General features: G+C 65.7%; 11 protein-coding genes. 5 read left to right on the top strand and 6 right to left on the bottom strand.

Annotated features, from left to right (window positions below):
* Positions 1-78 precede the first annotated feature (78 nt).
* Positions 79-348 carry a type II toxin-antitoxin system prevent-host-death family antitoxin gene (locus ACT3TZ_RS14745; protein ID WP_193107382.1) on the top strand — a complete coding sequence of 90 codons (270 nt, stop codon included), beginning with the start codon at positions 79-81 and terminating at the stop codon, positions 346-348.
* 28 nt (positions 349-376) lie between these two features.
* Positions 377-1,069 carry a hypothetical protein gene (locus ACT3TZ_RS14740; RefSeq protein ID WP_441446903.1) on the top strand — a complete coding sequence of 231 codons (693 nt, stop codon included), beginning with the start codon at positions 377-379 and terminating at the stop codon, positions 1,067-1,069.
* A 504-nt stretch (positions 1,070-1,573) separates the two neighbouring features.
* On the opposite strand, the gene ACT3TZ_RS14735 is transcribed toward ACT3TZ_RS14740, so the two are convergent.
* Entirely contained in the window at positions 1,574-1,981 is a 408-nt protein-coding gene (locus ACT3TZ_RS14735; RefSeq protein ID WP_193107384.1) for a hypothetical protein, read from the bottom strand.
* 46 nt (positions 1,982-2,027) lie between these two features.
* On the bottom strand, positions 2,028-2,741 hold the full coding sequence (locus ACT3TZ_RS14730; protein WP_443424598.1) for an SOS response-associated peptidase: 714 nt from the start codon (positions 2,739-2,741) through the stop codon (positions 2,028-2,030).
* Positions 2,742-2,897: 156 nt separating this feature from the next.
* On the opposite strand from ACT3TZ_RS14730, the gene ACT3TZ_RS14725 reads away from it, so the two are divergent.
* Positions 2,898-3,578 (top strand): metal-dependent transcriptional regulator, encoded by a 681-nt coding sequence (locus tag ACT3TZ_RS14725; RefSeq protein WP_102237455.1) that lies wholly within the window; start codon positions 2,898-2,900, stop codon positions 3,576-3,578.
* Here ACT3TZ_RS14725 and ACT3TZ_RS14720 read toward each other — a convergent pair.
* Genes ACT3TZ_RS14720 through ACT3TZ_RS14710 form a run of 3 tightly spaced genes read right to left on the bottom strand, consistent with a single transcriptional unit; the run spans position 3,554 to position 6,122 of the window.
* Positions 3,554-4,456: a metal ABC transporter permease gene (locus ACT3TZ_RS14720; protein ID WP_193866803.1), complete on the bottom strand. Its 903-nt coding sequence runs from the start codon at positions 4,454-4,456 to the stop codon at positions 3,554-3,556. The genes ACT3TZ_RS14725 and ACT3TZ_RS14720 overlap by 25 nt on opposite strands.
* Complete coding sequence (locus ACT3TZ_RS14715) at positions 4,453-5,196, bottom strand: metal ABC transporter ATP-binding protein (RefSeq protein ID WP_102237453.1); 744 nt, start codon at positions 5,194-5,196, stop codon at positions 4,453-4,455. The genes ACT3TZ_RS14720 and ACT3TZ_RS14715 overlap by 4 nt, the downstream gene beginning before the upstream one ends.
* Positions 5,193-6,122, bottom strand: coding sequence for a metal ABC transporter substrate-binding protein (locus tag ACT3TZ_RS14710; protein ID WP_199173956.1), 930 nt, complete (start codon positions 6,120-6,122; stop codon positions 5,193-5,195). Before ACT3TZ_RS14710 ends, ACT3TZ_RS14715 begins: the two co-directional genes overlap by 4 nt.
* Before the next feature lie 217 nt (positions 6,123-6,339).
* On the opposite strand from ACT3TZ_RS14710, the gene nrdI reads away from it, so the two are divergent.
* Both nrdI and nrdF read left to right on the top strand, forming a co-directional pair.
* Positions 6,340-6,849 carry a class Ib ribonucleoside-diphosphate reductase assembly flavoprotein NrdI gene (nrdI, locus tag ACT3TZ_RS14705; RefSeq protein WP_106505696.1) on the top strand — a complete coding sequence of 170 codons (510 nt, stop codon included), beginning with the start codon at positions 6,340-6,342 and terminating at the stop codon, positions 6,847-6,849.
* Positions 6,846-7,856 (top strand): class 1b ribonucleoside-diphosphate reductase subunit beta, encoded by a 1,011-nt coding sequence (nrdF, locus tag ACT3TZ_RS14700; RefSeq protein WP_102237450.1) that lies wholly within the window; start codon positions 6,846-6,848, stop codon positions 7,854-7,856. The genes nrdI and nrdF overlap by 4 nt, the downstream gene beginning before the upstream one ends.
* Positions 7,857-8,058: 202 nt before the next feature.
* Here nrdF and ACT3TZ_RS14695 read toward each other — a convergent pair.
* The coding region (locus ACT3TZ_RS14695; RefSeq protein ID WP_444584179.1) for a DUF4145 domain-containing protein at positions 8,059-8,780 on the bottom strand (722 nt) is incomplete at its 5' end.

The following is an 8,780-nucleotide window of genomic DNA, read 5'->3' as shown; positions in this document are numbered from 1 at the left end:
GCTAGAGCCGTTGCATCAACGGTCGAGCACGAGAACAAAGTTCGAACTTCCGGGGCTCACTCTGCTAGAGTTGGCGGCATGACTACCCCTCTGCGCATGCCTGCCACGGTCGCGACGAAGAAGGGTGCTGGGTTCTTGGCAGAGAAGGCTGCTGAGCGCACTGTCGTCCTGACCAATCACGGCAAGCCGACCGCGGTCGTGATGAGTCCTGAGCACTTCGACGAGCTGGAGAGGTCTTTGCGGCACGCCGCGGACCGTCTCGTCCAGGGAGTTACCGACCTGGTCGCTGAGAGGTCTGAGTTCTCTCGCGTGGACGAGGTGCGCGAGCGGCTGCATGCGCGCCGGTGAACACTTCCCGGATGATCAGGCTGAGCTGGTGCTATCTAGCCACGTGGAGGAGTGGATCGCGGAGCATGTCGAGCAGTCGCAGTGGGACGAGGTGCTCGATGACCTCACTGCTCTCTTCGCGAAGCCCTGGGGGAAGCATCCGCTGTCCAACGCCCTCGCGGGACTGAACACGGCCTCGACGCTGCGCGGGGATCACCGGATCGTCTTTCGCTCCACCATCTCCCCGGAGGGCACGGGACTGATCGAGGTCGTCGCGATCGGGCCGCGCAGCAACAACCGCGTCTACGACGCCGTGAACGCGCTCGTGGCCAGCGGAACGCTCGACCAGGACGTCGTCCAGAGCATCTGGGACATGCTCGAGGTATACGAGGCGACCGCGCAGAAGCACGGCTTGGAACTGTGGGACTACCGCCCCGAGCCCCCACCCGCGGGGCTCGTGAAGTCCGTTGTCGCCGTCGGTGCGCTCGACCAGGACGTTGCCGATCTCCTCTCGGCTGATGAGCTGAACGCGGCACTGGCGCACGCCTGGGACCCCGCCAGCGGCGCACTGGACCCCGGACGGGCACTCAGAGCCGCACTGGATCGAGTGGCGGGCAGCTCCGACCCAGAGCGGATCCTGGCCCAGCGCGAGCAACCGCGCTGCAACGCCTTCATGCCCCGCGCCAAAGCGCCATGCATCCGCCGCCGCCACCACCCCGGCGCCCACCGCGCCGCCCCCTAACTCCTCTCCCCGCGCCCCGACGGCTCTCCGGCGCCTTCTGCGAGCGGCGGGGACATCACAGGAGGGGGCAGCTCGGCCGCCCCCTCCTGTGCACTCATCGCCGGTGCCGTCCGCCTCGGTCCCGACGACCCCTACCCCGCTCAGTCTCGAGCAGCCGCAGCACAGCCGCGCCGAGGTTGAGCATCGCCGTCACCAGTGCCACCACCATGACCAGCGCCTCTGCGATCGCCCGACCACCTCCTCCCGCCGCGTGGGTACGCCACCCTAGCGCCGGACAACCACGCCCGAGCGGCCGCCTAACCCCTCTATACCCCTGCAGTTTCGACCATGACCAGGACGCTCATCCCACTCCCTCGCGGGACCACAGACCTGGTCCGGGCTGGAACCGCCGGTCGGTCCTCCGAAGTCGGGGACGCTCCTGTCGGGTACGGCTCCCGGCGCGCCCCTCTTCCCTCGGCCTCGAAGCCGACTACGCCGCCCTGTCTCACCCGTCGTGCTCCTCGCTCAGCGTCGACCGGGGTTCGCGCGGCGGATCGCCTCGTGCCAGTACGGCTCCACGCGTCCGCGTCGGGCGCGGTCTTTCGCGCCCTCGAGGTGTACCCGGGCGGATACCCAGGACATCACGTGGGGCTTGGCGAGTTCGATGCGGTCCAGCCACTCGTCGACGGTGAGGAGCAGCCGCTCCCCGCCCACGATGACCTGCACAGACTCGTCCGGAACGTTGGGGTCTCGCCAGCTGTGGTTCATGGTCACCGTGGTGCCGCCTGCGACGGCGCGCTGGTAGTCGGCGACGACCGACTCGGCCGCGCCGAGCAGGTCCTTTTGCGCGTAGTAGCGCGGGTATCTCGCGCGCATCTCGCTCGACCGCCCGGAGGGCGGAGCGGGATAGGGAGTGAAGGGCTGGGGGCTCACGGGGCTCAGTGTGCGCTCGGGGCCGGACAGCCAGGCGCCGGCGGGCTCAGTCGGCGTCGAGCGGTGCGATGAGCGAGGGGTCCGTGCGGTCGAGGGTGCGGACGTTGTTGACCTGGCGGTCTACCGGCACGGTCACCAGCTCGGCGGCCATGGTGGTGGAGACCTGGTCGAGCTGCGCGAGGAGAGGGTCCTTCTGCGCGGGCTCGAGCTTCCCGGGGACGAGCCACTCGGCGACAGCGTCCTCAGTGAGGAAGACGGGCATGCGGTCGTGGACCTCGCCGCTGGCGTCCCTCGCCTCGCGCGTGACGATGGTGAAGGTGACGTCCCAGCCGTCGCCGTCCTCGGCCTTGCGACCGGCGGTGAGGCCGGCGGCGTGCAGCAGCTGCCCGTCGGGGTGGTGGATGAAGTACGGGTCCTTGCCGCCGTCGTCGGCCTCGACCCACTCGTAGTAGCCGGTCATGGGCACGATGGTGCGACTGCTCGAGAACGGTCCGCGGAACATGCCGTTGGTCGCGATCGTCTCTAGGCGCGCGTTGATCGGGCGGGGCCCCTTGTCCTTCGCCCACGCGGGGTGCAGACCCCAGCGCGCCAGCTCGAGGCTCCGCTGCATCTCGCCGTCGTCGTCAACGAACTCGCGCACCACCGGCGCCTTGGTGCGCGGAGCGATGCTGTAGACGGCCTCCCACTGCGCTGCGCGGTCCTGACCTGTGGCCGCATAACCGTGCAGCAGCCCGTCTCCATTGCCGGGGGAGAGATTCATTCGGCTGAGCATTGTTCTCAGGGTTCTGCGTCAGTGCCGGATGAGGCGCGGGCCCGGGACGCACCTCACGGTCGATGCCTACTACGTGAGTCCGTGGCGCGCCGAAGCCTCGAGTTCTATATAGCTAAGTTGAAGCTTCGAGGCTATCGTCGTGCCATGTCCGTCGATGAGCTGTCTGCGAGTGCCCAGAACTATCTGAAGGCGATCTGGGGGTTGTCCGAGTGGAGTGACGAGCCAGTGACGTTGAAGCTCATCGCGCAGCGGACCGGTGTTGCCCTGTCGTCCGCTTCGGATGCGGTGCGGAAACTGACTGAGCAGGGTCTTCTGTCTCACGCGAGGTATGGCTCGGTCGAGTTGACGGAGGTCGGTCGTTCGTACGCGCTGGTGATGGTGCGGCGGCATCGCTTGATCGAGACGTTTCTGGTGGAGACCCTCGGGTATCGGTGGGACGAGGTCCACGAGGAGGCCGAGCAGCTCGAGCACGCCGTCTCGGACTTGATGGTGGAGAGGATCGATGACGTTCTGGGTCGCCCCCGGCGTGACCCGCACGGTGATCCAATCCCTGCAGCGGACGGAACAGTGACCGTGCCTGATGCGCGGCGTCTCACCGACGTCGGAGCGGAGGGCAGGTTTGTGGTCGAGCGGATCTCGGACACGGACCCGGCGATGTTGCAGTTCTTCGAGTCCCAGGGCATCGGAGTCGGGGCCACGCTTGTGGTCGCGGCGGGAGCGCCGTTCTCCGATGCGCTGGAAGTTCGTTCTGGAGAAGTGGGCTCGCCAACGTTGCTGGGACGCTCTGCGACAGATGCCCTCTACGTCTCTGCGGGGCCTACCTGATCCTCACGCCGGCGAGCCGTATCGCGTCGATACCGGCGAGCTCCGACCTTCTTGCTGAGCAGGCCGTGCTTGGGACTGATGAGGTAGACGAGTGCGAAGGCGCATCCCTGGGTGAGGACGACGAGGCCGCCGGGTGAGGCGTCGACCCAGTAGCTGATGTAGATCCCGACCACGGAACAGAGTGACGAGAGGGCCGGCGCGATCACGAGCATCCGCCCGAAGCGGTCGGTGAGCAGATAGGCCGTCGCTCCGGGAATGATGAGCATCGCGACGACGAGCACCACTCCCACGACCTGGAGAGCGGCAACTGCGGTCAGCGCCAGAAGACCCAGCAGCAGCGCGCCGAGGAATCGGGGAGACAGGCCGATCGCGTGGGCGTGTGTCGGGTCGAAGGCGTAGAGCGTGAGGTCGCGGCGTTTGAACACCAGGGTGACAAGAGCCACGGTAGCCAGGATCGCGATCTGGACGAGGTCTGCGCGGGAGACGCCGAGGATGTTGCCGAAGATGATGTGGTTGAGGTCGGTCTGGCTGGGTGTGACCGAGATCAGAACCAGCCCGAGGGCGAAGAGAGTGGTGAAGACGATGCCGATGGCGGCGTCCTCCTTCACGCGGCTCGTCCCGCGGACGAGCCCGATCATGCCGACCGCCAGGAACCCGAAGACGACCGCGCCGATGGCGAACGGGACACCGAGGATGTAGGCAATGACGACTCCGGGGAGGACGGCGTGAGAGACGGCGTCCCCCATGAGCGACCAGCCGATGAGCACCAGCCAGCACGACAGCAGTGCGCACACCACGGCAGCGATCACGGTCGTGACGAGCGCACGGGTCATGAAGTCGTAGGAGAGCGGCTCGAGGAGCCAGTCGAGCGGGGTCATGCGGCACCCTCCTGCTGCAGAACGTCCAGGCCGAAGGCGAGAGCGAGCCTCTCGGGTGTGAGGGCCTCTTTCACCGGGCCGTGGAAGAGGATGGTTCGCAGCAGCAGCACGGCGTCGTCGGCGAGCTGCGGCAGAGCATGGAGGTCGTGGGTGGAGACCAGGACGGTACGGCCGTCGTCAGCGAGTGCGCGGAGAAGATCGACGATGGTGGCTTCGCTGCGCTTGTCCACGCCGGCGAAGGGCTCATCCAGCAGCATGATCCGTGCGTCCTGGGCGATCCCGCGGGCGACGAAGGCGCGCTTCTTCTGCCCGCCGGAGAGCTGGCCGATCTGTCGATCGGCGTACTCCGTGAGCTCCACCCTCTCCAAGGCTTCGTCCACAGCGATGCGGTCAGCGGGCCGAACTCGGCGCGTGGCGCCCTGGTGGCCGTACCTTCCCATCATCACGACGTCTCGGACAGAGACGGGGAAAGCCCAGTCGACGTCCTCGCTCTGGGGGACGTAGCCGACGAGTCCTCGCCGCCTGGCCGGCGCCGGCTGCGCGCCATTCAGCAGGACGCTGCCTGCGTCAGGCCGGACCATGCCGGTGATCGCCTTGAACAAGGTGGACTTCCCGGAGCCGTTCATTCCGATCAACCCCGTCACCGCACCCGCCCGCACCGCAACAGATACGTCGTCGAGGGCGAGTACATCGCCGTAGCGGACGGTGACACCTTTGACATCGATCGCCGCTGTCGTCATGAGTCCTCTCCGGTGAGTCCCGCAGTGATGGTGTCCGCATCGTGGCGGATCAGATCCAGGTACGTGGGCACCGGGCCGCCTTCCTCGGAGAGCGAGTCCACGAACAGCGTTCCTCCGAAGCGTGCATTCGTAGCACCCACAACCTGCTGCATGGGGTCGTCGGAGACCGTCGACTCGCAGAACACGGCGGGGACCTCGTTCTCGTCGACGAACTCGATCGCGGAGGTGATCTGCTGCGGGGTCGCCTGCTGCTCGGCGTTGACGGGCCAGATGTACTTCTCGGTCAGCCCGGCATCTCGGGCGAGGTAGGAGAATGCGCCCTCGCAGGTCACCAGCGCTCTCTGGCTGGTCGGAAGACTTTCGAGCTCGCCCGTCAGGTCATCTTGGACCTGCTGGAGCTGCTGCTTGTAGGTCTCCCCGTTCCTCTCGTAGTCCTCAGCGTGTTCCGGGTCGAGATCGCTGAACGCCGCGACCATGTTGTCGACGTACACCTGCACGTTCTTCGGGCTCATCCAGGCGTGCGGGTTGGGCTTGCCCGCGTAGGCGTCCCCCGCGATGTCGATGGGATCGATCCCCTCCGAGACCACGACATGAGGCACATCGACTTCCTCGACGAACTGGCCGAACCACACCTCCAGGTTCAAGCCGTTGTCCAGGATCAGGTCGGCATCCGAGGCCTTCCGGATGTCTCCCGGCGTCGGCTCGTACCCGTGGATCTCCGCGCCAGGCTTCGTGATCGACTCGACCACGAGGTGGTCGCCCGCAACATTCTCCGCGATGTCCTCCAGCACGGTGAACGTCGTCAACACCACCGGCTTCTCTCCGTCGTCGGCAGCATCCGGCCTGGCTCCAGCGGAGCAGCCGGTGAGCACCAGCGCCGCACTCGCAACGACTGCGCCGAGCGCAGCCTTCCATCGTCCTCGCATGTGCATCGGCGACCTCTCTTCGTTCACGGCCACAGGCGTGGCCACTTCCGGACCCTCAAATCGTATGGTTCGGTATGCCGAAGTTACAAACCCGGCGTGGCGTATGCTTGAGGGCTGCCAGGACTGATATCACTACATGTGTCACCCCCGCGGAGTGCAGACCCAACATCTAGTAGTTCGAGGTCAGTCGGATGGGACGACGACGAAGGAGGGATCGATGACGGCAGGCATCGAGCGCGCAGCACCGGGACTCGGAACACGTGACCTGACGCCACAGGAGTCAGCAGATCTCGTGTTCTTCTCCAGCGTCTCCGAGAACACGCTGCGCTTCGTGGAGAGGCTGGGGCGGCCTGCGGTGCGGATCCCGCTCCGCCCCCGTGTCGAGGGGATGGTCCGCGTGTGCCGCCCCTTCGTTCTGGTGGTCCCCACCTACGGCGGCGGCGAGCAGGCCGGGGCCGTGCCGAAGCAGGTCATCGCCTTCCTCAACGATCCCGCCAACCGTGCGCTGCTGCGCGGGGTGATCACCGCAGGCAACACCAACTTCGGCGAGCACTACTGCCTCGCCGGCCCAGTCATCTCCCGAAAGTGCGGTGTCCCAGAGCTCTATCGCTTCGAACTCCTGGGCACCCAGCGCGATATTGAGTGCGTGAACGAAGGGCTCGACCTGTTCTGGCAACGGACAGCCACGACGAACGACAAGAACAACGAACAGAGGAGAACAGCATGACCGCCACAACAGCCGTAGAAGGCTCCATCACCCCTCCGGCATACCGACACGACCCCAGCGCACCGCTGCGTCCGATCAACTGGAACCGCGTGAGCGACGAGAAGGACCTCGAGATCTGGAACCGCCTGACCGCGAACTTCTGGCTGCCCGAGAAGGTGCCCCTGTCCAACGACCACCAGGCCTGGCAAGCACTCGCGCCCCATGAACGAACCCTCACCATGCGAGTCTTCACCGGCCTTACCATGCTCGACACCGTGCAGGCCACCGTCGGGGAGATCTGCCAGATCCAGGACGCCCGCACAGAGCACGAGGAAGCCGTCTACACCAACATCGCCTTCATGCAGTCCGTCCACGCCCGCTCGTACTCCTCGGTGTTCTCGACCCTGACCAGTACCCGAGAGATCGATGAGGCCTACCGCTGGGCGATCGGAAACGACCTGCTTCAAGCGCGATGCAAGAAGGTGCTCCAGTACTACTACGGGCCCGACCCGTTAAAGCGGAAGGTGTCCTCCACCCTGCTCTCCAGCCTTCTGCTCTACGCCGGCTTCTACCTGCCGCTGCACTTCTCCGTGCACGCCACCCTGACCAACACCGCCGACATGATCCGACTCATCCTGCGCGACAAGGCCGTGCACGGCTACTACTCGGGCTACAAGTACCAGCGCGGCCTCGAGGCTCACCCCAACCGCCGCGACGAGATGAAGGAGTTCACGTACACCCTGCTCGAAGAGCTCTACGACCTCGAGCTCGACTACTCAGGCGAGCTCTACGAACCCCTCGGCCTGATGGGCGACGTCGCCGCCTTCGTGCGCTACAACGCGAACAAATCCCTCATGAACCTCGGCTACCCGGCACGGTTCACCGCCGAGGAGACGTCAGTCAGCCCAGAGATCCTCGCCGCCCTCGCCCCCAGCGCCGACGAGAACCACGACTTCTTCAGCGGAAGCGGATCGTCGTACATCATCGGCAAGGCCGAGCACACCAGCGACGACGACTGGGACTTCTAGGCACGCAGACTCACCTGTCGGACGCGAAGCGGTACCGCGCATGCCCCGGATCGCTACGACCCGGGGCAAGCACTCAGCGCAGACCGTGCTGCGACAGACCTGAACCCGTCCGCAGGTCTGCCGCAACGGCTCGCCTGGCCACTCGCACTCAGATCGAATTCCAATGTGAACCGGCCGCACATAACGTCTCTCCTTTGGTGGTTCAGGCCCTGGCGGTGTCTCTTCTGTCGACCGCGGCACGGGCCCCCTCGGGGAGTTGAGCGTAGGCCTCAGCGGTCCGTTCCGGTAGAGCGATGAATCGCTCTACAAGCAGGTTGATGAAGGTGAACATCAGTTCTGCCCGTCGGCCGGCTTCGCCATCAGCGTCATCCACCTGCCCGGGATGCACCGCGCCGTTCCCAGTGATGCGGAGGTAGTCAGCCATCTGTTGCTCTAGCGGTCCGAGCTTTTCGTCGCGGACCAGGGTGCCAATGCTGTCGTTCAACGACGCCTTGGAATCAGCAAACTGCCTCACCAGGGTTTCGGTCAGCAGTCGTAGTAAAGCTGCTGCTGCGCGTGGAGAGAACACCGCAACCGCGCGCGCCTCCTCGTACAGGTCTCGTAAGTTCTCCGGCAGGCTCTCGTGGGGCGGTGCACCAGCTGTGCTCGGAGGCCAGATCATGGTCCACGATTCGTCCGGTGCCTGTGCGGCTGGGTTTAGCCCTCCTGTAGCGGCGGGTGCCCTGGACTCGGTTCTGAGCCAGATCGCTTCGTTCTCGCAGACGTGACACTCCGAGCGATCGATGGTGTCCCACCCGGTGGTGCCGTTGTGGTTCCCAATGTTGATCCACACAGACTCAGTCCAGATCTGTTGAGCCTGTGTCTGACAGTGCGGACAGGTGAACGAAGTTGAGCCATGTGAGGGGTCGGTGCGGGTCATAAACA

The organism is Brachybacterium sp. AOP25-B2-12 (assembly GCF_052378625.1).
In the GTDB taxonomy this organism is placed as follows: Bacteria; Actinomycetota; Actinomycetes; order Actinomycetales; family Dermabacteraceae; genus Brachybacterium.
This window is presented reverse-complemented; position numbering and strand designations above follow the sequence as displayed.